Source organism: Coprobacillus sp. AF33-1AC (assembly GCF_003475785.1).
Classification (GTDB): domain Bacteria; phylum Bacillota_I; class Bacilli_A; order Erysipelotrichales; family Coprobacillaceae; genus Faecalibacillus.
This window is the reverse complement of record NZ_QRQB01000022.1, coordinates 17,636-41,948: the sequence shown is the minus strand read 5'-3', so window position 1 is coordinate 41,948 and position 24,313 is coordinate 17,636. Positions and strand designations below refer to the sequence as shown.

The following is a 24,313-nucleotide window of genomic DNA, read 5'->3' as shown; positions in this document are numbered from 1 at the left end:
TTTTATAGCGATTTTCATAAAAGCACTCGATTATTTAAAGCGCCCTTTTTTATTATCTAGATTGATAAGATTACTTATATAAGGTCTTTTTCCAGTTAAGACATCATTATAAAAACTTTGTTTCCAGTCAATATAATCCATACTTTTTTCTAATTGTTTAATCGTATTTTCAAGATTAGCTCTTTTTTTAGAAAGCATTTCTTGACGAATAGGAATTGTTTTTTCACCCTCTAAACAAAGTTTTAAATATTCTTTCATTTCTTGAATACTAAAATCACATTTTTTAAGACATGAAAGATCTTTGATCCATTTTAAATCATGTTCATCAAAAATACGACGATTATTTTTATCTCTTTTGACATGAGGGACAAGTCCCTCATTACAATAATATTTTAAAGTTTGATAAGTCATATCAAGTTCACGACATACTTGCATCATGGTATACATCAAATCACCTCAAAAAAATTATATAATGCTTGACCGATAGTTACAACCGTAAATTATAATCATTTATGTAATAGATAAGATATAAAGGAGGCTTATAAAATGAATACATTTAATTATTCTTATCCAGTAAAAGTCTATTTTGGAAAAGGAAGTGCCAAAGAAGCATTTTCCAATGAATTAAAGAAATATGGAAGTAAAGTTTTATTAGCTTATGGTGGTGGTTCTATTAAAAGTAATGGTATCTATGATGAAATTGTTTCTGCATTAAAAGAAGAAAATAAAGAAATTATTGAATTTAATGGAATTATGTCAAATCCAACTTATAAAAAAGTACAAGCAGGAGTAGAATTGGTTAAAAAAGAAAAAATTGATTTTATTTTAGCTGTTGGTGGAGGAAGTGTTATTGATTGTTGTAAAGTCATCTCTACCCAAGCTACGATAGATGAAGATATTTGGGATTTAGAATATGTTAAGGGTCAATTTTCTACAACAGGGATTCCTATGGGGGCTGTGGTGACGGCTTCAGGAACAGGTGCTGAAATGAATGGCGGAGCTGTTATTACACATGAAGAAAAGAATTGGAAAGGTGGTATCTTTGCTTCAACTGCTGATTTTGCAGTATTAGATCCAACTTATACAATGACAGTTCCAACAATGCAAGTATTATCAGGAGCATTTGATACATTAAGTCATGCTTTAGAAACCTATTTAGGAAATTCTGATCAAGATAATGTTTCTGATGATATTGCTATAGCAGTCATGAAAAATACAGTTGTGAATATGAGACGTTTATTAAAAGATATTCATGATGAACAAGCTAGAAGTAACTTAATGTGGAATTCAGCGATGGCAGAAAATGGTATTTTAAAAATGTGGACGTCAAACGGATTTCCAAGTGCATCAAATTGAACATCAATTAGGGGCTTTTACAGACTGTAATCACGGTCAAGGACTTGCGGTTATTCAACCGGTTTATTGTTATCATATTTTAGATGATGCTCATGAAAAGCTAACAAAGTTTGCTCAAGTTGTCTTTAATCAACAAACAGCTCAAGCTGGTTTAGAGGCATTACAAGAATTTATTAAAGAATGTCATTTACCAACAACTCTCAAAGAACTTCATTCAAAGGTTGTTATTACAGATGATTTATTAAAGAAAGTAGCCAATACAACAAATATTATTAAAACAAATCCTCGTACTTTAACTCAAGATGAAGTTTATCAAATATTATTAGAATGTAAATAAGAAAGTAACTGTGAAGGAACCTAACCTTTTAGTTTAGGATCTTCAGTCTCTTTTTTATATAGTTCATCAATGAAAGTTTGTTGGAGTTTTGTTTTAGAGTCTTTTTTCCATATGATATACCAATTAAATTGAGGCATATGTTCAATAGGAATAAACTTTAAAAGAGGATCGGTGTTTTTATTATCAATGATTAAAGCGATGCCTAGGTTTTCTTTCACCATTGTTTTTCCTATTTCTGGAAGATCATAAGTTCCTATAATATGATCTTCATTAATAAATGAAGGAACTTCACCATCGTTTAAAGCTTGTCTGGATACAATAATGGCTTCATTTTCAATATCTTGAGCATTAATGATATCTTTAGATGCAAGATGATGATCACTGCTTACAAGTATACCTAATTGATTAGTGAGGTTTAAAGGGATACCGTCATATTTTGTTTTGTCAAATTCACGAATAAAAATACCAAAATCAAGTAACCCCTGGTTTATTTGTTCTAACAATGTATATTTATCACCACTGGTAAGATGAAATTTAACATGAGGATGGATTACTTGAAAATCATGAATTATTTTCAGGATTTTAGATAAATGATCCGTGTGTCCTGTGCCAATATAGAGATTACCAACAATATCTTGTTCTTGATGCATTTCATCGAGTGTTTTTTCAGTTAAGGCTATAATTTGTTTGGCACGTTGTTTAAATAATATGCCTTTATCAGTAAGAATCATTTTTTGCTTACTTCTAATAAATAAGGGACCACCCACTTCTATTTCTAATTCTTTAAGTTGTTTAGATAATGCTGGTTGCGAAATATGAAGTTGTAAAGCTGCATGAGTTAAATTGCCTTCTTTGCAAATGGCTAAAAAATAATGTAAAAGACGTAATTCCATAATATCCTCCTATAACTGTTAGTTATAGTTTATCATAAAATATAAATATTTGTAATTTTATTAAAATCAGATATGATAATAGATAGGAGGAATCAAAATGATTTTATTGATTTCATTATTAGCGGGTTTATTACAAGGGATAACAGGCTTTGGTTCAGGTATTGTCTTAATGATGTATTTACCCTATGTTTGTTCAATCACACATAGTGCTGCGATAACAAGTGCTATTTGTATTGCTTTAAGTGCAACGATGGTTTACCAATATCGTCAAACTATCAATATTAAAAAGGTAATGATACCTTTAGTTTTATATATGCTTACTTGTACACTGACGATTTCTTATGCTTCAATGTTAAATGCATTATTTTTAAAGAAAGCATTAGGCGTATTTTTAATATTCCTTGCTGTTTATTATCTTTTTATTCAAAGAGATAATAAACAGATAAAAATGAATATATATTTAAGTATTTTATGTATTGTTATTTCTGCCATTTGTGATGGTTTGTTTGGTATTGGTGGTCCTTTAATGGTTTTATATTTTATGAATAAAACGAAAGGACAAAAGGAATATTTAGGGTGTATTCAATTATTCTTTTTAATTAATAATGTTTATAATACAGGCTTTAGAGTATTTAAGGGCATTTTAACAGTTCATCAGTTTACATTTATTTTGGTTGGTGCCATAGGTATTATGATAGGTACAATTATTGCTAGAAAAGTAATTGATTATATAGATGAAAAGAATGTAAAGAAAATCATATATGTTGTTATTGGTATCAGTGGTATCATGAATTTATTGTAAGTGTAACGAAAGTTACACTTTTTTCACTTTACATAATCTTAACATAAACCATACGCTTCTTTGATTTTCGTAAAGGGAGAAAACGAATATGATGTAGTTGTCTTAAGAAAACAAAGGAAGGGAAACAGAATGAAAAAGAAAGTATTAGGATTTTTAATGGTTTTAACATTATGTCTAGGTTTAACTGGATGTGGAAGTACTGGATCAAGTGATAGTGCTTCAAGTGCTGTAAGTGGAAAGGTAAGTTTAAACGGATCAACTTCAATGGAAAAATTCGTTAATGCCTTATCAGAAGGAATTAAAGAAGAATATCCAAACTTACAATTAGAAGCACAATTTACAGGATCAGGAGCTGGGTTAGAAGCTTTAGCATCAGGAACTACTGATATCGGAGATTCTTCTCGTGCATTAACTGATGAAGAAAAAGCAAATGGCTTAGAAGAAAACGTTGTTGCTATTGATGGTATTGCAATGATTACTAACAAATCAAATAAAGTAACAAACTTAACTCAAGATCAATTATCTAAAATCTACACAGGTCAAATTACTAACTGGAAAGAACTTGGTGGACAAGATGAAGCCATCGTTGTTATTGGACGTGAAGCTGGTTCAGGAACTCGTGGAGCATTTGAAGAATTATTAAAAATCGAAGATCAATGTAAATATGCTCAAGAATTAAATGAAACTGGTGCAGTCTTAGCTAAAGTTGCTAAAACTTCAGGAGCAATTGGTTATGTATCATTAGATGTATTAGATGACACAGTTACAGCAATGAAATTAGATGGTGTAAAACCTAGTGAAAAAACTGTTAAAGATGGAAGCTATACTTTACAAAGACCATTCGTCATGGCAACTAAAGGTAAAATTAGTAAACAATCTAAACAAGTTAAAGCAGTATTCGATTTCGTAAAAAGTGATGCTGGTAAAAAGATTATTAAAAAAGTAGGATTAGTAACACCAAATAAATAAAGAAGGGATTTATTATGGAAAAACAGATATTATCAGTAATGAACCATAAGAAAACAAAATCTCTTGTAGAAAAAACAGCCGCGATGATATTTCGTGGCTGTGCCATTGTTTCTGTAATTGCTGTTATTTCAATTACAGGATATATGATTATATCGGGGACACCCGCTATTTTTAAAGAAGGAATTACAGGAATTTTGTTTTCTACAACATGGGCACCAACAGCGGCGCATCCTCATTTTGGGATTGCCTATATTATTTTGACATCAATAGTCGGTGTATTTTTGGCTATTGTCATTGGGGTTCCTATTGGCTTATTTACAGCTATTAATTTAGCTGAAATAGCACCGGAAAAAATAAGAAAAGTATTAAAATCAGCAATTGAATTATTAGCTGGAATACCTTCTGTTGTTTATGGATTATTAGGAATTTTAATTGTTAATCCAATGATGTATAAATTAGAATTACTTATCTATAAAGGATCTAAAACTCACCAATTTACAGGAGGGGCTAACTTATTATCTGCTATTATTGTTTTAGCAATTATGATTTTACCTACCCTTATTAATATTTCAGAAACAGCATTAAAAGCCGTTCCTGATGATTATCGTAAAAGTTCTTTAGCTCTTGGAGCAAGTAAGATTCAAACAATCTTTAAAGTCGTTGTACCTAGTGCTAAATCAGGTATTATGTCAGCAATTGTTTTAGGAGTCGGAAGGGCAATTGGTGAAGCAATGGCTATTTTACTTGTAGCCGGAAATGCAGTTTCTTTACCATATCCATTCCATTCTGTTCGTTTTTTAACTACAGCGATTGTATCAGAAATGGGATATGCAAGTGGACTTCATCGACAAGTTTTATTTACGATAGGTTTAGTTTTATTTATCTTTATTATGATTATTAATTTAGTTTTAACTTATATTTTGAAACGAGGTGATCAAGATGAATAGTACGACAATTCTTGAAAAAAAGAATCGTTTAAGCGATAAAGTATTATATGCATTGATTCAACTCAGTTCGTTTCTTGCTATCTTTATATTATTCATTATTATTGGTTATATTTTATATCGTGGTGTACCGGCATTTAACTTTTCATATTTAGTTAATACTACAAGTATTATTAATGATACAGTAGGGATTCTTCCTAATATTATTAATACAGTTTATATTGTTATTGTGACTTTACTTGTAGCCTGTCCTATTGGTATTGGTGGTGCTATTTATTTAAATGAATACACCAAAAATAAAAAATTTGTTAATATCATTTCCTTTACTACAGAGGTTTTAGCGGGAATCCCGTCTATTATCTATGGTTTATTTGGAATGTTGTTTTTCGGATCATTTTGTGGATTTGGATTTTCGATACTAACAGGATCTCTTACACTAGCGATTATGATTTTACCAATTATTTCTCGTAATACGCAAACAGCGTTAGAATGTGTTCCTAAAAGCTATCGTGAGGCAGCACTTGGAATTGGTGCAACAAAGTGGTATATGATTCGTACGGTTTTATTACCTGGTGCGATTCCTGGTATTCTTACAGGGGTTATTCTTGCTATGGGGCGTATCGTTGCTGAATCGGCAGCTTTACTCTTTACAGCAGGATCTGTTTCACTACTACCAAAAAATATTTTTAGTCACTTACTTAGCAGTGGGGGTACCCTTACTATTCAATTATACTTAGAAATGGCTAAAGGAAATTATGAAGTATCTTTTGTTATTGCTTTAGTATTAGTGGTTATTGTATTAGGTTTGAACATGTTAGCTAAATGGATTAGTCGTAAATTCGATGTAAATGAAGGGAATAGATAAATATGGAAAATAAAATACAAGCGAGAAATCTAAACTTATATTATGGTGAAAAACATGCTTTAAAAGATGTAAATTTAGATATTAAAGAAAATAAGATTACAGCTTTTATTGGTCCATCAGGTTGTGGGAAATCAACATTTTTAAAAACATTAAATCGTATGAATGATTATGTAGATAATGTTAAAATTGATGGTACTGTTACATTAGATGATGAAAATATTTATGATAGTCGTGTAGATACAACATTATTAAGAAAAAAAGTAGGAATGGTCTTTCAACAACCTAATCCTTTTCCTATGTCTATTTATGATAATGTTGCTTATGGACCACGTATTCATGGAATAAAAAATAAAAAAGAATTAGACCGTATTGTTGAAGATAGTTTAAAAGCAGCTGCTTTATATGATGAGGTCTCAGATCGTCTTCATTCAAGTGCATTAGGTTTATCTGGTGGACAACAACAACGTTTGTGTATTGCTAGAGCATTGGCAGTAGAACCTGAAGTGATTTTACTTGATGAACCAACAAGTGCCTTAGATCCTATTTCTACATTAAAAATAGAAGAACTTTTATCTAAATTAAAAGAAAAATATACGATTGCGATTGTAACTCATAATATGCAACAAGCAAGTCGTATTGCTGATTATACTGCCTTTTTTCTAGTAGGAGAAATGGTGGAATATGGTAAAACTAAAGATGTCTTTGGAATGCCAAAAGATAAAAGAACAGAAGATTATATTACTGGTCGTTTTGGATAGGGGGAAGAATCATGCTTAGAAGTCAATTTGATCAAGAATTAAATAGAATGCATGTTGATTTAGATAGAATGTGTCATTTAGTTGTATGTGCTATTGAAAATTGTGTTACAGCATTCAAAGAACAAGATTATGAACTAGCAAAAGATATTATTCGTGGTGATAAACAAATTAATGATGTAGAAAGATCAATTGAAGCAGAATGTTTATCATTGATTTTAAAACAACAACCAGTTGCATCTGATTTAAGAGATGTATCAACAGCTTTAAAAGTGGTTACTGATTTAGAAAGAATTGGTGATCAAAGTGCTGATATTGCGGAACTTATATTAGAAATGCAAGAGATTGATAGTTTCTTAATGATTGGTCATATTCAAGAAATGGCTAAAGTTGCAACAAAGATGGTTAAGGAATCTTTAGATGCTTTCCATCATCATGATTTAAAACATGCTTTAAAAGTAAAAGATATGGATCAAGAAATGGATCGTTTATTTGAAAAAGTAAGAGCAGATATTGTTCAAATGATTAAAGAATCGAAAGATAAAGGAGATCTTACGATTAACTTCTTAATGATAGGTAAATACTTTGAACGTATTGGTGATCATGTTGTTAATATATGTGAATGGATTGAATTTAATCAAACAGGTAAACTTAATAATCAAAGACTTATTTAGAAAATAAAAAAAAGAACGGCTTTGTCAAGAAAAGTGTGTAAGTAATTTTAAAATTACTAAAAAATAGGTTATTTAAGTTTGTGATTATTTCTTTTAATGTCACTAAAAAAACTTGTATTTAATAAGCAGTAGTGTTAAAACATATCTTTAATACTGCTGCTTTTTGAGTATGTAAAAGGTTATGCAATATACGTATAATTGCATCTTTTTTTGTTAAGATTGGCTAATTAAATATTGATTGATTCTAGTTGTAAAATGATCATCTATCATCAATTGATTTAATACCATTGACCAATTCCTAGTATGTCCATTTTCCCATTTGTTTTCGAATTCTTTAATTCTTAGATATAATAGTTTAAACAATGCATTTTCATTAGGAAATGTTCCTTTTTTAGTAAGCTTTCAAAAACGAGAATTAACTGATTCAATTACGTTAGTCGTATACATGATTTTTCTAACATCACTTCCATAGTTAAAAAGCTGTTCAACATGTATGAAATTTCGTTTCCAAACATCTACGGCACCTGGGTATTGAGCCTATTCTTTTTGAAATGTTTCAAAAGACGTTTTTGCAATTTTTATATTAGTAGCACCATAAATTCGTTTTAAAGATTGTGTGAATTTCTTATAATCTTTACTTGGTACATATTTAATGATTTTGAAGAATTAGAAAGAGAATTGTTTGATTATGTAAATTGGTATAATAATATTAGAATTCATAGTTCACTAGGACATAAGACAACTGTTGAGTATCGTACGTTCTCATAGATAGTGTCCAAAAAAGTGTTGACAATCCAACCATTCACCTTCGTTTTTTGTTTTACTGGAAAAAAAGGGAGAATATATTCTCATATTCTCCCTTTTCAATGTTATTTTATCACGTTATTAATTAGAAAAAATTTGCTCTTCAGTGCTGTATCATTATTATCTTTGATAAAATATATTTTTTCATGATATCATCATTTATTTATTTCTGACTCTATTTTATTGCCAAATTTTGGAGTTCACAACATATCGTTAACCTGTTTTTAATCAATATTTTGAGAAAGAATCTCTATAAATTGTTGATAGTTTTGACAATGAGTAATGGATTGTTGGAGTTTATTATTGTTGACTATTTCAATAAAGACATCATATAAATGCTCAATATCATTTTGCTCACCTTGTTTAATTGCAATTAAGAAAACAATTTGTACGGTATCATTCTCATCCCATAATAGTGGGTCATCCAACAAGGCAACGGCAACTTTTGTTTCATTAGCACAAACTTCCATTGGATGAGGAAGTGCGAAAAAATCGGACATATTTGTTTTGGCTAGTGTTTCTCTTTTTATAACACTTTCATAATAATTTTTATTGACAATATGGTTTTCTTCTAGTTTTTCACATAACATACGAATCAAATGATTTTTATCTTTAACACTTTTTAATTTGATGAAAAGTGATTCATCAAAGAATTGACTTGTTTTCTGTGTTTTATCAATAGACATATTTGATAAAAAATGTGAAATGGATTCAATATCATCATTTGTAAGTGAGAAATCTACCACAATTGCAGGGATATATGGACTTTCAATAGGAATTGTAGAAATCACAAAATCAACATTTTTTAATTCTCTTTCAGTATATGATATAAATTCTTTATATGAAGCTTTTCTAACAATGGTTATCTTATCATTAAAGTAAGCGTTTAATCTTGCTTCTAGCATACGTGTTGTTGCTTGTCCAGAACCGCAAACTAAAATTGTACTCTTACGTTGAATTTGTCCGGAAAAGCATCTTTCAATAGCAGCACCAATATGCAAGGAAACATAACCGACCTCATCTTCATTCAATGTATAAGGTGGAGAGGAAAACACTTTGGATGTTGATGTTAAAGTGATATCAAAAGCAAGTGGGAAATTCGCTTTGATTGTATTTAATAAAGGATTTCTTTTATTAATAGAAAACGTTTTATTTGTGAGTATCGATTGGAAGTGATAAAATAAATCATTGACTAAAATTTCATCGTTTCTTAAATCAAAACTGTAATCAAAATAAACAATATTTAAAAGATGTTTGACTTTACTTCTAATATCATCAACATTAAGTGAGGACACTTCATAATCTGTATTTGCAACTAAGTGTAAATAAAAATATTGTTTTTCACCATTGCTAATTGTAATGTGAAAATAATCTTCAAATTGTTTGCAGATATTCTCAACGATATATGATGTTTTTTTTGGGATTTTTAATTGATTGTTTGTATGAATATAACAATCATTTTGAATACGCGAAATCATTAATGCGGAATGAATAATTAAATTTTTTAAACTGAAATCAGTTGTTTTTATATTTTGAGCATCTAAAGAATGAATAATTACTTTTTGAATATACTCTAAATCAATCCCTTTAAATATAGCACGTTCTTCATGAGAAAATCCAACAACATAGTTCTCAAAATCATGGGCAAATACTTGATCAATTAAACATTTCCTTTTGTCATCTTCATTTCCAATAACCTTTACACCATAGTTAACTTTGGTAATATATTCTAAATTATAAGTAGAAATTGTTTGTTTAATTTGCTTGATATAATTTTGAATTGTGTTTTTACTAATATAAATATCTTGTGATAACTCTTCTAGTGTGATGTAATCATTACGATAAAGTAATGTCTTTAAAATATACTTGATACGATCACTTGGTGTATCAAGTGTTGATTTTTTTTGTGAATCAAGTTGCACTAAAAATTCTTCATAAAGTTCTTGATTACTGATTTCTAGATAATATCCATATTTTCTTTTAAGATTGATTTGAAGTTGAAAAGGTTCTAATATATCGTTAATCACTTGAATATCGCCTCTAATTGTTCTTTCAGTAATATTTAATTGTGAAGCCAATAATTGGGCTTTGGTAAATTCATGATTCTTTATATAATAAAAAATTTCATTTAAACGATTATATGGAAACAGTGAAAAAACCTCCTTTCATATCCCTATTCAATATAGTAATAGGATTTTAAAAAAATCGCAAATATTTGGATGTATCGACAATTTCCACTTTTATGTGGAAATGATGAAAGAGTTTTCATAGAATTTCCATTTGAAACTGGAAATTCATTTGGTTGAGCCCTTATTCCGTTTCGTGTAAACTATAAGCTGTAGTCAGGGGGTGACGAAATGTTAGATGAAAAAAATATTTATTTAGACGTTGAAGCAAACACAAAAGAAGAATTAATTTCATTTATTTGTGATCATGCATATGAACAAAGAATTACTCGTGATAGAGATGGTTTATATCAAGATTTCTTAAATCGTGAAGAGGAATTCCCAACAGGATTACAGGATGGATTTGCAATTCCTCATGCTCGTAGTGAGAGAGTTGACCAAATTGCTATTATGTATTTAAGAGTGAAAAATGGTATCGAGTGGGGAACTTTAGACGACCAAGTAGTTCGTTATATTTTTGCATTATTGGTTCCTGCTCATCATGAGGGAAATGTGCATTTACAAATGATATCTAAGTTAGCTACTTGTTTATTAGAAGATGATTTTAAAGATATGGTGAAATCATCAGAAGATAAAACAGAGTTAAAAAAATATATTATCAAAAATATGGAGGAAGATTAAATGAAAATTGTCGGTATTTCTGCTTGCCCAGCAGGGTTGGCTCATACACCAATGGCTGCAAAAGCTTTAGAAAAAGCTGGTGCAAAATTAGGTTATGATTTAAAAATGGAACAACAAGGAAGTATGGGACAAGTCAATGCAATTACTGATGAAGAAGCAAAAACTGCTGATTTTGTGATTATTGCATCTGATCAAAAAATTGTTGGTATGGAACGTTTTGATGGTAAACCTGTTATTCGTGTAGATATTACAACTTGTATCAAAGCACCTGAAGCAGTGATTAAAAAATGCATTCAAGCTGTTGCAAACAAAAAATAAAAAAGTAACAAGCAATTGGCGTGCATTGTTACTTATAGACTATAATGAAGTCCACGCTCTCATTATAGCGCAAATTTATAAATAAGGAGAGGAAAAAATGAAAAAATTTTTAAAAGAAGCTAAAGGCCATTTGATGACTGGTATAGGTTATATGCTTCCACTTATCATTGGAGCATCATTAGTTGTTGCAATTCCTAAATTAATAGGAGTTTCAATGGGGATTAACAGTTTAGATCCTTATGCAGAAAAAGAAGGATTTTTACATGTATTATATTTATTAGAACAAGTTGGGTGGACAGGTATTGGTTTAGTCAATACAGTTCTTGCAGGATTTATTGCATATAGTATTGCTGATAAACCAGCAATTGGTGCAGGTTTAATTGGTGGTGCTTTAGCAAGTAATACAAAAGCAGGTTTTTTAGGTGCAGTTATTGCTGCATTTATTGCAGGATATTCAGTAAGATGGGCTAAAAAACACATTCATTTACCTGAATCTATGCAACAAATGATGCCACTTGTTATTTGTCCGTTTATTGCAACTGGATTAGTGGCTGTTATTATGGGGGTTATTTTGGCAACTCCACTCGCTGCTATTAATGATGCATTAGTATCTTGGTTAAGAGATATGTGCCAAAGTGGAACAAGTCAATTAGTGATGTCGTTAATTTTAGGAGCTATGATCGCTTCAGATATGGGTGGACCTATCAATAAATCAGCATGGATGGCAGGTAATGTTTTATTAACTGAAGGTATTTATCAACCTAATGTTTACATCAACTGTGCAATTTGTATTCCACCACTAGCATATGCTATTGCAACTGTTATTAAGAAAAATAGATTCTCATCAAGTTTCCAAGAAGCAGGAAAAGGTAACTGGGTTATGGGATTCATCGGTATTACTGAAGGAGCTATTCCTTTCACATTAGTCAAACCAGCTATTTTAATTCCAATCAATATGATTGGTGGAGCAATTGGCGCTGGATTATGTAGCATCTTAGGTGCTCAAGCAAATATTCCGCCTGTTGGAGGAATGTATGGGTTCATTTCGATTACAAATGGTTGGGCATATTTGGTTGGTATTATCGTAGGTGCTTTATTTATTGCGATTGTATCAACTATGCTTGTTGACTTCAATGATGAATCTGATTCTAGTGAAGAAGATATTGATATTGATGATATTGAAATTACAATTGAATAAAGAAAATGGGAAGATGCATATCTTCCTATTATTTTAGGAGGTTAGAAATGAAAAGAAAAATTCATGTTGTACCACATAGTCATTGGGATCGTGAGTGGTATTTTACAACATCTCGTTCTAAAGTTTATTTGATGAAAGATTTAAAAGATGTTTTAGATACATTAGAATCAAATGAAGATTTTAAATACTATATGGTCGATGCGCAAGGCTCTTTATTAGATGATTATTTAAAATGGATGCCACAAGATAAAGAGCGTATTGAACAATTAGTCAAAGCAAAAAAATTAATCATTGGTCCATGGTATACACAAAGTGATCAACTTGTGATTTCTGGAGAAAGTATTGTCAGAAATATGTATTATGGAATGAAAACATGTGAAGCTCTTGGTGGATATATGAATGTCGGATATGTACCTGATTCATTTGGACAAGCTGGAAACATGCCACAAATCTATCGTCAATTTGGTATTAGTGATACATTATTCTGGCGAGGTGTCAGTGACGATATGGTAAACCATACTGATTTTAATTGGCGTGGAGATGATGGTAGCGTTGTATTTGCTACACAAATTCCTTTTGGTTACTACATTGGTGGAAATATTCCTGAAGGTGAAGGAAAAGAAGAATTTTGGCAAAAAGAATGCTTTGAAAAGGCAGGTGGTCGTTCTTCAACACGTCATATCTATTTCCCTAATGGGTTTGACCAGGCACCAATTCGTAAAAATTTACCAGATATTATTAAAGAACGTAATGAAAAAGATCCAGATAATGAATATGTCATTAGCTGTATTGAAGACTATATTAAAGATGTGAAAAGTGAAAACCCAAAATTAGAAGAAGTACAAGGAGAACTTGTTATTGCAAAACACATGCGTATTCATAAATCTATTTTCTCATCTCGTTCTGATTTAAAAGTGATGAATACACAAGTTCAAAATTATGTTGTAAATATCTTAGAACCATTACTAACAATGTCTTATCAATTAGGAAATGATTATCCTCATGAAGCTGTGAAAGAAATTTGGAAATTATTATTTGAAAATGCAGCACATGATTCTATCGGTTCTTGTATTAGTGATACAGCAAACCAAGATGTGCTTATCCGTTATAAACAAGCAAGAGATATTGCTGTTAACTTAGTTGAACTTCATTCGCGTTTAATCGCAACGCATATTCAAAGTGATGCCAAAATGAGCATTACATTATTCAATACCTTACCTGTACAAAGAAATGATGTTGTGATATTGAAAGTTTATTTACCAAAAGAATCATTTGCTCTTGTAGACAGTCAAGGCAATGTGATTGATTATACAATTGTGAGTGAAAGAGACTTAACAGATTATGTCAAGTCACAAACAATCAAATTAAATCCGTCAAAGAAAATTTATACTCCTGAAAATATTGTCGAAGCAGTGATTGCAATTGATGCAAAAGATGTGCCAGCAATGGGATATGTTCAATATCAATTAGACTTAACAAAAGATTCAAAATTGACAATAGAAAAGAAAAATACATTAGAAAATGAGTATTATCATATAGAAATTGCTGACAATGGATCACTTACAATTTTAGATAAAGAAAATCATTATACTTATCATAATCAAGCAGTTCTTGTTGAAAATGGCGATGATGGGGATAGCTTTAACTATTCTCCACCAAGAAAAGATATGGAAGTTTATTCAACTAATTCTTCTTTCTCTTATGAAGTGATTGGTTCTGATATTTATCAAGAAGCATTGATTCATTTTGATATGAAAGTTCCTGCAAGCTTAGATGAACGTGCTCAAAAGAAAACTTCAGTGATATTACCTGTAAATTTAAAAGTAGGATTAAGAAAAGGTAGTAAGGTTATTGATTTCAATGTTCATGTAGATAATAAAGGTTTATCACATAGATTATGTGTGCTATTTGATAGTGAACTTGTGACTGAATTTAACTATGCTGATCAACAATTCGGTTCTATTAAGCGTCCAAACATTTATAAAAAAGATATGAAATTATATTTAGCCGATTTAGGTAAAAAAGATGGAATCAAAGATAATAAAGAGATTGAACTTGCAAACTGGGCAAATGACCAATCAAGTTGGCAAGAACCTCCAATTGCCATTGAACCAACACAAAGCTATGTTTCATTAACTGATGGAACCAGAGGCATGGCTTTATATCCTCAAGGTGTAAGAGAATATGAAGTGATTGGTGAAAAAGGAAATCAAATTCGTTTAACTTTATATAGAACATATGGATTTATGGGTAAAGAAAATTTACTTTATCGTCCAGGTCGTGCTTCAGGGGAAAGAATTATTGAAACACCTGATGCACAATTACTAAAAGAAATGAATTTTGATTTTGGTATAAGCACTTATACAGGAAATATAAACGAAGCAGATATTGATTTACTTGCAAGACGTTATAATAATCATATTGATGGTTATGTTTATTCATCGTTCTTAAATGGAAGATTGATTTTCAGCCAACAAGAAGTTGAAGGAACTTTACCACAATCTTATTCGATGTTTAAAACAAATAGTCAATTGGTTGTCAGTGCAATTAAGAAAGCTGAAGATGGTGAAGGATATATTATTCGTCTATTTAATGGTAAGAATCATGAAAATAGAAATGAAACTTTAACATTCAATTTCGATATTCGGGAAGCTTATTATACAAATTTAAAAGAAGAAAAAGGTGAAGCTTTAAAGATTGAAAACAATTCAATCACAACAAAGACTCTATCTCATTGTCAATTTATCACATTATATGTGAAATAATATAGTGGAGCTTAGCAAAATGTTTTAAAGTTTAATATTTTGTTAGCTCTATTTTAATTGTTAACGTTCACCAAAAATGAAGAAAGGTTCTATTAATGGAGAGTGTAAAATAAACTCAATTTAAGATAAGTTTTTAAATGAAAACTCATTAATACTTTACGTAATCTTAACAATGCTATATGTGAAATATGTTAAGATTATGTAAAGAGGTGGAAAGAGCATGAAAGAGTGTATATATGTTATTGAAGACGATGAAAATATTAGAGAAATTATAGAATTAGCGTTAAGTAGTGCGGGATATACTGTTAAACAGTTTTCTAGTGCCATACCAGCATTAAAACAAATGCAAGAAGAGAATGTAGATTTAGCTATTTTTGATTTGATGCTACCGGAGATGTCAGGATTAGATGCTATTAAAGAAATCAGGAAGACAAATCAAGAATTACCAATTCTTATTTTAAGTGCTAAAGATCGTGAAATTGATAAGGTTAATGGTTTAGATAGTGGTAGTGATGATTATATGACAAAACCTTTTGGGGTTTTAGAATTACAAGCAAGGGTTCGTTCTTTACTAAGACGCCATCATTCTAAAAATCAAGCTATCATGACACCTTCTTTATCTTTAGATAAACAAACAAGAGTTGTTAAGAAAAATAATCAATCCATTGAATTAACGAATAAAGAATATCAATTACTTGTTTACTTATTAGAAAATCAAGATCGTGTAGTAGAACGTGATGAACTTTTAGATCATATTTGGGGATATGAATTTATAGGTGAATCTAGAGTTTTAGATGTGCATATTAGAGCCTTAAGAGCTAAATTAAATGATGATGGTAATAAGTATATTAAGACAATCAGAGGCGTAGGTTATCGTTTTATAGAAGGAAAGAAAGATTATGAATAAAGCAATATTTAAGTATTTTGCATCAGTACTCATATTAACTTTATTATTTTCAACAACTGTCTCTATGGTTATTCTTTCAGACCAAATGTTATCTAATACTAAAAAAGATATGTTTTATGCATTAAGATTAGCTGAAAACCAAATTGATTACCAACAACCTTTAAATCAACAAATTAATAAACTTAATGATTTAGCCTATACCAATCAAACCCGACTAACAATTATTGATGAAAAAGGAAAGGTGCTTGCAGATACAGATAAAACGGCTATTAAAGAAAATCATAGTGATCGTGAAGAATTTAAGGAAGCGATGTTGCATAAATATGGATATGCTACCCGTTATTCTTCTACGCTTAGAAAAAACATGGTTTATGTGACTTATTTTCATCGTCAACATATTGTGCGTATTGCAATTCCTTATAATGGTGTCTTTGATAATGCGGCACCATTAGTAGAGCCACTTACGATTAGTGCGCTTTTATCATTATGTATTGCTTTAGCGATGGCTTATCGTTTTAGTCAAACATTAACTCAACCACTTCGTGAAATTAGTGAAGAAGTATCTAAAATCAAAGATAATCGTTATTTGAGTTTTAATTATTATAGTTATGATGAATTTAATATTATCGCAACTAAATTAAAAGAACAGGCAGAAACGATTCAAAATACGATGGAATCGTTAAAGAATGAAAGGATCAAGATTAATAGTATTCTTGATCAAATGAATGAAGGTTTTATCTTATTAGATGAAAATCAATCTGTATTAATGTGTAATATTAAAGCTAAGCAGTTATTTGATAGCCAAATGGAATTAAATCATTCAGTTGAAGATTATATTTTTGATTATAAGATTATTGATCAATTAGATACACTAGGTGCAGAACCTAAAATTGTGACAATTAAAAAAGATGAAGAAACTTATCATTGTTATATTGCTAAAGTGGATTATGGAGTAACTTTACTGTTTGTTAATGTTACCGACTCAGTGAATGCTATGAAAGTAAGACAAGAGTTCTTCTCTAATGTTTCTCACGAATTAAAAACACCAATGACTTCAATTAGGGGTTATAGTGAATTATTACAAACAGGAATGATTGATAATCCTGAAGTAAAAAAACAAGCTTTAGATAAGATTCAAAAAGAAGTAGATCATATGTCATCTTTAATTAGTGATATTCTTATGATATCAAGATTAGAAAATAAAGATGTAGAAGTAGTTTTACATCCAGTTCATTTAAAACCAATTGTTGATGATATTTTAGAATCTTTACAAGTAGAAATTGATAAAAAAGGATTAACAGTCAATACAGATTTAACAGAAGTCACATATTTAGCTAATCATCAACATATGCAACAGTTAATGAATAACTTAATTAATAATGCTGTTAAATATAATCAAGACCAAGGGTCTATTAAGATTGATAGTTATGTAAGTGAACATGATTATGTTATTGAAGTGAGTGATACTGGACGAGGAATTTCTTTGATTGATCAAGGAAGAGTGTTTGAAAGATTCTTTAGATGTGATCCAGGTAGAGATAAAGAAACAGGTGGAACCGGACTTGGTTTAGCGATTGTTAAACATATTGTTCAATATTATCAAGGAACAATTCAATTACAAAGTAAGCTTGGCGAAGGGACAACTTTTAAAATTATCTTACCAATAAAAGAATAATAAAAATAGTTTGTAATTCAAAGTAATATATGATATACTTGCTCATAAATAATAAGGAGGAAGTGTATGTATCAAATAGTAAGTGACGGAGCTTGTGATTTAGGTTTAGCCAGAACACAAGAACTTGGGGTTGAAGTTGTACCTTTTTATGTAAGTATGGATAGTGCTTTATATCAAAAGGAAATTGAAGAATTAGATATTAGAGAGTTTTATCAATTTATGGTTGATCATCCTAAACAATTTCCTAAAACATCCATGCCTTCAATTCAAGACTATATTCAAGTGTTTGAAAAGATTGCTAAGCAAGGACAAGATATAATTTGTCTTTGTATTACAGCAAAGTTTTCAGGATCATATAATTCGGCTAATAATGCAAAAATGATGATTGAAGAAAAATATCCGGATTGTAAGGTGGCAATCATTGATACGACTTTAATTACTATTGATCAAGGAATGATGGTAGAAAAAGCTGTAACATTAAAAAATGAAGGCTGCTCATATGATGAAACAATTAAACAACTTCAAGCTTTAAAAGAAACAGGACGTATTTTCTTTACTATTGGTGGCATGGATTATTTGGTACATGGTGGACGTGTTGGAAAGTTATCAGGGATTGCTGCTGGAGCATTAGGTATTAAACCTATTATTTTATTACAAGATGGTGAAATATTTAATGCAGGATTAAGTAGAGGACGCAAGAAATCTTTGAAAAAAGTAAATGAAGAAATGATGAAATACTTTAAAGAAAATCAATTAGATCCTAATGATTACCGTTTTACCATAGGTTATGGTTATGATCAAGATGAGGCTTTTCAATATAAAAAGCAACTGGAAGAATTATTATTAAAAGAATATCCTGATTTTCATCAAAGTATTGGTATTGGTCAAATAGGGGCCACAATAGGAGTTCATACAGGACCTTATCCTATAGGCGTAGGAATTATAAAAAAATAGCTATCTGCTTGGCAGATAGCTATTTTCATTTATTTTAATAATCCAAGTTCAATCATTTTTAATCCGATGTCTACTGAATTGTAAGCAGCACCTTTCATTAATTGATCACCTGTAATCCATAAACTTAAGGCGTTATCTTTATATAAGTCTTTTCTTACACGACCAACATGTGTTAATTCATCACCAATAAAACTTGTTGGCATTGGATATACTTGATTAGCTAAATCATCACATAAATCAATACCTGTACTATGTTTTAATAAATCGAAGACTTTATCAACATCGATTGGTTTTTTAGTTTCAATATAAATTGATTCACTATGTCCACGTAATACGGGAACACGAACACATGTTGCATTAACTTCAATATCTTTATTAAAGATTTTTTTAGTTTCATTAACCATTTTCATTTCTTCTTTACTATATCCATTAGATAAATCAAATTTATCTACTTGAGGAATACAGTTAAAAGCAATTGGGAAATGTTTTTTATCTCCAGCACATGGTAAAGTTTTTGCTTCTGGTTCTTTACCATCTAAAACTTCACGGCTTTGGCGATATAATTCTTCCATACCAGCAACACCTGCACCAGATACAGCTTGGTAAGTAGAAACAACGATTCTTTCAATATCAAATTCTTCATCTAAACGATTTAATGCACTACACATCATAATTGTTGTACAGTTTGGACAAGAAATAATACCATGATGATCTTTTAGAGCATAACCATTTACTTCAGGTACAACTAATGGAACATCAGGATCCATTCTAAAATGGCTTGTATTATCAATGTTAACACAACCTGCTTCAACAGCGTATTTCATATATTTAGCTGAAATACTACCCCCTGCTGACCAGAATGCAACTTCAATACCTTCAAAACTATTTTCTGTTAATTCTTCAACAACAAATTTGTGTCCTTCATATTCAATTTCTTTTCCAGCACTTCTTGCAGACGCTAATAATTTAATGCTTTCAAAAGGAAAGTTAAATTGGAAAACACATCTTAACATTTCACGACCTACAGCTCCAGTCGCACCAACAATAGCAATTTTAAATTTTTTCATTTTTATTTATCCCCCTCTTTTAAAAATGCTTCATGTAATAAAACTTGTGCACGATTTACATCATCACGATCTATATAACAAGAAATATTAATTTCTGAACATGATGTCATTTCTACACTAATACCGTTATGAACTAAGGTATTGTATGCTTTTTGGAACATTCCATGATTGTTTTTAATACCCACACCAATGACAGATACTTTACCAATATGACCTCTAACGATCATTTTTTCAGGTGCTAACATTGGTTTTAATTCATTAATGATATCAACAACAGTTGTGACATCTTCATCATTAATGATTAATGATATATCCATTTTACCAGCACCAACTAATACATGGTTAAAGACATTGACATTGACTCCAGCTTCAGCGATACGTTCAAATAAAACTCCAGAAGCTTGTGTTGTCGCATCAACTTGAACTAAAGTAATACGAGCTTCATTTTGCGAACCAGTAATACCAGAAATAACTAATTGATTTAAATGCTCTTTCATAATTCTATCATCTCCTATAACATATGTTCCTTTACAATCTTCAAATGAAGAACGCGCATGAATGGCAATATTATGACTCGCTGCTAATTGAACACAACGATGATTTAACACTTTAGCACCATTTTTTGATAATTCTAACATTTCTGCATAGGAAATGTAATCTAATTTAATTGCATCAGGAACGATTCTTGGATCAGCAGTATAAATTCCATTAACGTCACTATAGATTTCTACTTCACTGGCATCAATAGCGACCCCTATTGCGACAGCTGATAAATCACTACCACCTCTACCTAATGTTGTTATTTTTCCATTTTGAGCATGTCCTTGGAAGCCAGGAGCAAATACCACATCTGCATATTTTAACTTATCAAGAATATCTTTTCCTTCAACTTGACAAATTGTAGCATTATTGAATTTTGTATCTGTGACAATTCCTAGTTCATGATTGGTTACAGTAGCAGCACGATAACCTAAATGAGCAAATTCACTTTTACAGACTAATGTTGAAATCGTTTCACCTACACTTGTTAAGCGATCCATTTCTTCATCATCAAGTTCTTCTTTTTTGACAATAGATAATAAGGTATCAGTAGCATAAGGATCATCATAACGTCCCATAGCACTGACCACAGCGACAACTTTATTTCCATTATTAATTTCTCTAATAATGTTATTGTACATTTGTGCACGACTTTCACGTGAACGAGTGGAAGTACCACCAAACTTTTGGACAATAATATTCAAAACTTATCCCCTCACTTTAAAAATAACATAATCTTCATCGTTTAAACGTGTTGTGATTTCATCTAATTCCATTTCATGAGTAATATAGATATGATCTGCTTTTTCGCTGTAATATGTTTCATAATCTACATCTAATGGCTTAGAAGCGCGAATATAGTACTTAGATTTGGTAATAGGGTAAACATGTTGACAGTCTGGATAATCATGAGACCATTTTTCTTGTTGTGATGTTTTTATGATATCACTGACAACAGCAGAAGCTGTAACATAACGTCCAGCACCACGACCATAATAAATAATATTATTAACATAATCATTATCAATTTCTACAACATTATATGAATCCATAACACTTGCTACAAGCTCATTACGATTAACAAGAGTAGGAGCAACATCAATACCAATGCCATCATTGACTTCTTTGGCTTGTGCAATCATTTTAAAACGATAACCTAATTTCTTAGCATAATCCATATCTGTTTTAGTGATATTACGAATACCAACAGCTTTGATCTTATCAAAATCAATGTATTGATGGAATCCATTTTGTGCTAAAATACAAATCTTATGAGCAGCATCAATACCATCTAAATCTAGTGCTGGATTAGCTTCAACGTATCCTAATCCATCAGCAATTGTTAAAGCTTCATCAAAGTCAAGATTTTCATTTTCCATTAAAGTTAAAATAAAGTTTGTTGTTCCATTTAAAATACCAACAATTTCTTTAGTATTATTAGCAATTAAACTTTCTTTTTGACTTACTAATACAGGTATACCACCACCTACAGATGCTTCATAGAAAATATGAACATCATTTTCTTTAGCAGCTTTAAAGATTTCTTTACCATCATGAGCTAATAAAGCTTTATTAGCAGTAACAACATGTTTTTTATTGTTGATAGCTGATAATATAATATCTTTAGCAATTGTTGTACCACCAATTAGTTCAACAACAACATCAACTTCAGGATCATTAATCACATCATGATAATCTTTTGTATAAATAATTTCTTCTGGTAAATCTACTTCCTCAAGTCCACAACCATATTTAATTGTCACTTCTTGATTAATTGTTTTTTCTAATCTTTGTTTTTCGTTAGTAAGAATTTCAACGACACCATAACCTACAGTACCTAAACCCACTACACCAATTTTCATATTTGCGCCCCCTTAATAAAAATTGACCTTATATATAAGGTCAATGTTACTTATCATAAAAACAAGAAAGATAGACCATGATTATAATAAATTTATCGAAAACATCATGTTTTTAATCGATATTTTTATGGTCATCATGCTAAAATTCTCCTTTTCTTTATATTTTTTAGATATAATATCATGATTGTATACAACAGTCAAATAAATAAGAAATAATCATCATTATTTCTTATATCATGGTATAATGAAAAAGAATATAAGATAAATTGTATACAATTATTGACTTAAAACATTTTATTCAATATAATGAATTAAATTATTGGAGGATTAAACGATGAATAAAACATATATTAGTACCCGTAATCAGCAAGATGAAATCAACTTTTATCAAGCGATTGTACAAGGAATTGGTAATGATGGGGGATTATTAGTTCCTAATTTTGAATTACAAAAGTTAGATTTAAAGCAGTTATCAACATTAAATTATGTGGATTTAGCAACAGAAGTAATTAGTACATTTGTACCAGAAGAAGGAAAAGCATTAATTAACGATGCTTGTAAAAAAGCATATGGTAGTGGTTTATTTCCTGAAGTTGTTGTTCCTGTAAAAAAAGCAGGAGATGTATATGTAGCTGAGTTATTCCATGGACAAACAGCAGCATTTAAAGATATGGCTTTATCTTTATTACCACATTTAATGACTTTATCTTTAAAACAATTAAAAGAAGATCGTGAAGTAATGATTTTAGCAGCTACAAGTGGTGATACAGGGAAAGCAGCTTTAGAAGGATTTAAAAATGTTCCTGGAACATGTATTAAAGTATTCTATCCATTAGATGGTGTAAGTTCCATTCAACAACAACAAATGGTTTCTCAAACAGGAAATAATGTAAAAGTTATTGGGATTAAAGGAAACTTTGATGATGCTCAAAGTGCTGTAAAAGTGGCTTTTGGTGATGAAAACTTAAAGGCTGTAAGTGATCAACATCATGTTTTCTTATCTTCAGCAAACTCAATTAATGTTGGGCGTTTGATTCCACAAATTGTTTATTATTTCCATAGTTATTTTGAATTAGTAAGACAAAATGAAATTCAATTAGGTGATCAAGTTAATTTCTGTGTACCAAGTGGAAACTTTGGTAACTGTTTAGCTGGATGGTTCGCTAAAAATATGGGGCTTCCTGTTAATAAATTTATCGCAGCATCTAATAAAAATAATATTTTAACTGATTTCTTTGCTACTGGAAAATATGATGCTAATCGTGAATTCTATAAAACAAATGCACCAGCAATGGATATTTTAGTATCAAGTAACTTAGAAAGATTAGTATGGTTTATGTCTGGTAAAGATGGGGGTAAAGTTAAATCATATATGGACAAGTTAAAGGAAAATGGTGTTTATGAAGTAGATGATGAAACATTTGCTCGTATTCAAGATCAATTTAAAGCTGGATATTTAAATGAACAACAAGTATTAGATACGATTAAAGAATGTTATAACACAACAGGATATTTATTAGATACACATACTGCATGTGGTTATGGAGTTTTAAAAGAATATCAAAAAGCATCAGGTGATCAAACTAAAACAGTTTTATTATCAACAGCTTCACCTTATAAATTCCCTGAATCTGTATATCAAGCTATTTATGGTGAAACATTAGATGTGTATGAAGCTATTGAAAAATTAAATGAAAAAACAGGAGTTGAAATTCCTCAACCATTAGTAGGAATTAAAGACCGTCCTGTATTACACAAAACTCATATTGATAAATCTGAAATTATTCCATTCATTCAATCTGAAATGGAAAAAATGTAGGA

The 24,313-nt window shown here is 30.3% G+C and carries 23 protein-coding genes and 2 pseudogenes; 17 read left to right on the top strand and 8 right to left on the bottom strand.

Going from position 1 to position 24,313, the window contains the following annotated elements; genetic code table 11:
• Positions 1-30 precede the first annotated feature (30 nt).
• Positions 31-447 (bottom strand): MerR family transcriptional regulator, encoded by a 417-nt coding sequence (locus tag DWZ53_RS08570; protein WP_118433503.1) that lies wholly within the window; start codon positions 445-447, stop codon positions 31-33.
• Between the two features lie 99 nt (positions 448-546).
• Here DWZ53_RS08570 and DWZ53_RS08565 point away from each other — a divergent pair, with 99 nt between their 5' ends.
• On the top strand, positions 547-1,356 hold the full coding sequence (locus DWZ53_RS08565) for an iron-containing alcohol dehydrogenase (RefSeq protein ID WP_199589167.1): 810 nt from the start codon (positions 547-549) through the stop codon (positions 1,354-1,356).
• Positions 1,343-1,693: an iron-containing alcohol dehydrogenase gene (locus tag DWZ53_RS11445; RefSeq protein ID WP_199589165.1), complete on the top strand. Its 351-nt coding sequence runs from the start codon at positions 1,343-1,345 to the stop codon at positions 1,691-1,693. The genes DWZ53_RS08565 and DWZ53_RS11445 overlap by 14 nt, the downstream gene beginning before the upstream one ends.
• A 20-nt stretch (positions 1,694-1,713) precedes the next feature.
• Here the strand turns inward: DWZ53_RS11445 and DWZ53_RS08560 are convergent, their stop codons facing one another.
• Positions 1,714-2,586, bottom strand: coding sequence for a LysR family transcriptional regulator (locus DWZ53_RS08560; RefSeq protein WP_118433501.1), 873 nt, complete (start codon positions 2,584-2,586; stop codon positions 1,714-1,716).
• A gap of 97 nt (positions 2,587-2,683) precedes the next feature.
• Between DWZ53_RS08560 and DWZ53_RS08555 the strand changes: the two genes are divergently transcribed.
• The 6 genes from DWZ53_RS08555 (at position 2,684) to phoU (ending at position 7,595) form a co-directional block, all read left to right on the top strand.
• Positions 2,684-3,388, top strand: coding sequence for a sulfite exporter TauE/SafE family protein (locus DWZ53_RS08555; protein ID WP_118433499.1), 705 nt, complete (start codon positions 2,684-2,686; stop codon positions 3,386-3,388).
• 129 nt (positions 3,389-3,517) lie between these two features.
• Positions 3,518-4,357, top strand: coding sequence for a phosphate ABC transporter substrate-binding protein (locus tag DWZ53_RS08550; RefSeq protein ID WP_118433497.1), 840 nt, complete (start codon positions 3,518-3,520; stop codon positions 4,355-4,357).
• Positions 4,358-4,371: 14 nt separating this feature from the next.
• Positions 4,372-5,304 carry a phosphate ABC transporter permease subunit PstC gene (pstC, locus tag DWZ53_RS08545; protein ID WP_118433495.1) on the top strand — a complete coding sequence of 311 codons (933 nt, stop codon included), beginning with the start codon at positions 4,372-4,374 and terminating at the stop codon, positions 5,302-5,304.
• Positions 5,297-6,166, top strand: coding sequence for a phosphate ABC transporter permease PstA (gene pstA, locus DWZ53_RS08540; protein ID WP_118433493.1), 870 nt, complete (start codon positions 5,297-5,299; stop codon positions 6,164-6,166). The genes pstC and pstA overlap by 8 nt, the downstream gene beginning before the upstream one ends.
• 2 nt (positions 6,167-6,168) lie before the next feature.
• On the top strand, positions 6,169-6,924 hold the full coding sequence (gene pstB, locus DWZ53_RS08535) for a phosphate ABC transporter ATP-binding protein PstB (protein ID WP_118433491.1): 756 nt from the start codon (positions 6,169-6,171) through the stop codon (positions 6,922-6,924).
• 11 nt (positions 6,925-6,935) lie between these two features.
• Positions 6,936-7,595 (top strand): phosphate signaling complex protein PhoU, encoded by a 660-nt coding sequence (gene phoU, locus DWZ53_RS08530; RefSeq protein ID WP_118433489.1) that lies wholly within the window; start codon positions 6,936-6,938, stop codon positions 7,593-7,595.
• Between the two features lie 213 nt (positions 7,596-7,808).
• Here phoU and DWZ53_RS11105 read toward each other — a convergent pair whose 3' ends face one another.
• Complete coding sequence (locus DWZ53_RS11105) at positions 7,809-7,958, bottom strand: hypothetical protein (protein ID WP_158568220.1); 150 nt, start codon at positions 7,956-7,958, stop codon at positions 7,809-7,811.
• A gap of 39 nt (positions 7,959-7,997) precedes the next feature.
• Positions 7,998-8,117: pseudogene (locus DWZ53_RS08525) on the bottom strand (hypothetical protein); the annotation flags it as partial.
• Between the two features lie 123 nt (positions 8,118-8,240).
• Between DWZ53_RS08525 and DWZ53_RS08520 the strand changes: the two are divergent.
• Positions 8,241-8,363 (top strand): annotated as a pseudogene (locus DWZ53_RS08520) (IS3 family transposase); the annotation flags it as partial.
• Positions 8,364-8,623: 260 nt separating this feature from the next.
• On the opposite strand, the gene DWZ53_RS08515 reads toward DWZ53_RS08520, so the two are convergent.
• Positions 8,624-10,522: a BglG family transcription antiterminator gene (locus DWZ53_RS08515; protein ID WP_255415319.1), complete on the bottom strand. Its 1,899-nt coding sequence runs from the start codon at positions 10,520-10,522 to the stop codon at positions 8,624-8,626.
• 234 nt (positions 10,523-10,756) lie between these two features.
• Between DWZ53_RS08515 and DWZ53_RS08510 the strand changes: the two genes are divergently transcribed.
• From DWZ53_RS08510 to DWZ53_RS08480, 7 genes are all read left to right on the top strand, one after another.
• Positions 10,757-11,206 carry a PTS sugar transporter subunit IIA gene (locus DWZ53_RS08510; protein WP_118433485.1) on the top strand — a complete coding sequence of 150 codons (450 nt, stop codon included), beginning with the start codon at positions 10,757-10,759 and terminating at the stop codon, positions 11,204-11,206.
• Positions 11,207-11,524: a PTS fructose transporter subunit IIB gene (locus tag DWZ53_RS08505; RefSeq protein ID WP_118433483.1), complete on the top strand. Its 318-nt coding sequence runs from the start codon at positions 11,207-11,209 to the stop codon at positions 11,522-11,524.
• Between the two features lie 97 nt (positions 11,525-11,621).
• On the top strand, positions 11,622-12,722 hold the full coding sequence (locus DWZ53_RS08500; protein ID WP_118433481.1) for a PTS fructose transporter subunit IIC: 1,101 nt from the start codon (positions 11,622-11,624) through the stop codon (positions 12,720-12,722).
• Positions 12,723-12,769: 47 nt separating this feature from the next.
• Positions 12,770-15,487: a mannosylglycerate hydrolase gene (gene mngB, locus DWZ53_RS08495; protein ID WP_118433479.1), complete on the top strand. Its 2,718-nt coding sequence runs from the start codon at positions 12,770-12,772 to the stop codon at positions 15,485-15,487.
• A 220-nt stretch (positions 15,488-15,707) separates the two neighbouring features.
• The gene (locus tag DWZ53_RS08490; protein ID WP_118433477.1) at positions 15,708-16,394 is read left to right on the top strand and encodes a response regulator transcription factor; all 687 of its coding nucleotides are present in this window, start codon (positions 15,708-15,710) and stop codon (positions 16,392-16,394) included.
• Complete coding sequence (locus DWZ53_RS08485) at positions 16,387-18,069, top strand: ATP-binding protein (protein WP_118433475.1); 1,683 nt, start codon at positions 16,387-16,389, stop codon at positions 18,067-18,069. Before DWZ53_RS08490 ends, DWZ53_RS08485 begins: the two co-directional genes overlap by 8 nt.
• Positions 18,070-18,135: 66 nt before the next feature.
• Positions 18,136-19,023 carry a DegV family protein gene (locus DWZ53_RS08480; RefSeq protein ID WP_118433473.1) on the top strand — a complete coding sequence of 296 codons (888 nt, stop codon included), beginning with the start codon at positions 18,136-18,138 and terminating at the stop codon, positions 19,021-19,023.
• A gap of 29 nt (positions 19,024-19,052) precedes the next feature.
• Here the strand turns inward: DWZ53_RS08480 and DWZ53_RS08475 are convergent, their stop codons facing one another.
• From DWZ53_RS08475 to DWZ53_RS08465, 3 genes are read right to left on the bottom strand one after another with little or no spacing between them, the layout of a single operon-like run.
• Positions 19,053-20,090: an aspartate-semialdehyde dehydrogenase gene (locus DWZ53_RS08475; protein WP_118433471.1), complete on the bottom strand. Its 1,038-nt coding sequence runs from the start codon at positions 20,088-20,090 to the stop codon at positions 19,053-19,055.
• 2 nt (positions 20,091-20,092) lie between these two features.
• Entirely contained in the window at positions 20,093-21,334 is a 1,242-nt protein-coding gene (locus tag DWZ53_RS08470) for an aspartate kinase (RefSeq protein WP_118433469.1), read from the bottom strand.
• A 3-nt stretch (positions 21,335-21,337) separates the two neighbouring features.
• Positions 21,338-22,492 (bottom strand): homoserine dehydrogenase, encoded by a 1,155-nt coding sequence (locus DWZ53_RS08465; RefSeq protein ID WP_118433467.1) that lies wholly within the window; start codon positions 22,490-22,492, stop codon positions 21,338-21,340.
• Positions 22,493-22,826: 334 nt separating this feature from the next.
• Here DWZ53_RS08465 and thrC point away from each other — a divergent pair, with 334 nt between their 5' ends.
• Complete coding sequence (gene thrC, locus DWZ53_RS08460) at positions 22,827-24,311, top strand: threonine synthase (protein ID WP_118433465.1); 1,485 nt, start codon at positions 22,827-22,829, stop codon at positions 24,309-24,311.
• Positions 24,312-24,313: the final 2 nt, after the last annotated feature.

Bases quoted from the DNA above. Each gene is read 5' to 3' on its own strand.
- DWZ53_RS08480 (WP_118433473.1), top strand. From the start codon at position 18,136: ATGTATCAAATAGTAAGTGACGGAGCTTGTGATTTAGGTTTAGCCAGA.
- DWZ53_RS08570 (WP_118433503.1), bottom strand. From the start codon at position 447: ATGTATACCATGATGCAAGTATGTCGTGAACTTGATATGACTTATCAA.
- DWZ53_RS08500 (WP_118433481.1), top strand. From the start codon at position 11,622: ATGAAAAAATTTTTAAAAGAAGCTAAAGGCCATTTGATGACTGGTATA.
- DWZ53_RS08475 (WP_118433471.1), bottom strand. From the start codon at position 20,090: ATGAAAAAATTTAAAATTGCTATTGTTGGTGCGACTGGAGCTGTAGGT.
- DWZ53_RS08560 (WP_118433501.1), bottom strand. From the start codon at position 2,586: ATGGAATTACGTCTTTTACATTATTTTTTAGCCATTTGCAAAGAAGGC.
- phoU (WP_118433489.1), top strand. From the start codon at position 6,936: ATGCTTAGAAGTCAATTTGATCAAGAATTAAATAGAATGCATGTTGAT.
- mngB (WP_118433479.1), top strand. From the start codon at position 12,770: ATGAAAAGAAAAATTCATGTTGTACCACATAGTCATTGGGATCGTGAG.
- pstB (WP_118433491.1), top strand. From the start codon at position 6,169: ATGGAAAATAAAATACAAGCGAGAAATCTAAACTTATATTATGGTGAA.
- thrC (WP_118433465.1), top strand. From the start codon at position 22,827: ATGAATAAAACATATATTAGTACCCGTAATCAGCAAGATGAAATCAAC.
- DWZ53_RS08510 (WP_118433485.1), top strand. From the start codon at position 10,757: ATGTTAGATGAAAAAAATATTTATTTAGACGTTGAAGCAAACACAAAA.
- pstA (WP_118433493.1), top strand. From the start codon at position 5,297: ATGAATAGTACGACAATTCTTGAAAAAAAGAATCGTTTAAGCGATAAA.
- DWZ53_RS08505 (WP_118433483.1), top strand. From the start codon at position 11,207: ATGAAAATTGTCGGTATTTCTGCTTGCCCAGCAGGGTTGGCTCATACA.
- DWZ53_RS08565 (WP_199589167.1), top strand. From the start codon at position 547: ATGAATACATTTAATTATTCTTATCCAGTAAAAGTCTATTTTGGAAAA.
- pstC (WP_118433495.1), top strand. From the start codon at position 4,372: ATGGAAAAACAGATATTATCAGTAATGAACCATAAGAAAACAAAATCT.
- DWZ53_RS08555 (WP_118433499.1), top strand. From the start codon at position 2,684: ATGATTTTATTGATTTCATTATTAGCGGGTTTATTACAAGGGATAACA.
- DWZ53_RS08550 (WP_118433497.1), top strand. From the start codon at position 3,518: ATGAAAAAGAAAGTATTAGGATTTTTAATGGTTTTAACATTATGTCTA.
- DWZ53_RS08490 (WP_118433477.1), top strand. From the start codon at position 15,708: ATGAAAGAGTGTATATATGTTATTGAAGACGATGAAAATATTAGAGAA.
- DWZ53_RS08485 (WP_118433475.1), top strand. From the start codon at position 16,387: ATGAATAAAGCAATATTTAAGTATTTTGCATCAGTACTCATATTAACT.
- DWZ53_RS08465 (WP_118433467.1), bottom strand. From the start codon at position 22,492: ATGAAAATTGGTGTAGTGGGTTTAGGTACTGTAGGTTATGGTGTCGTT.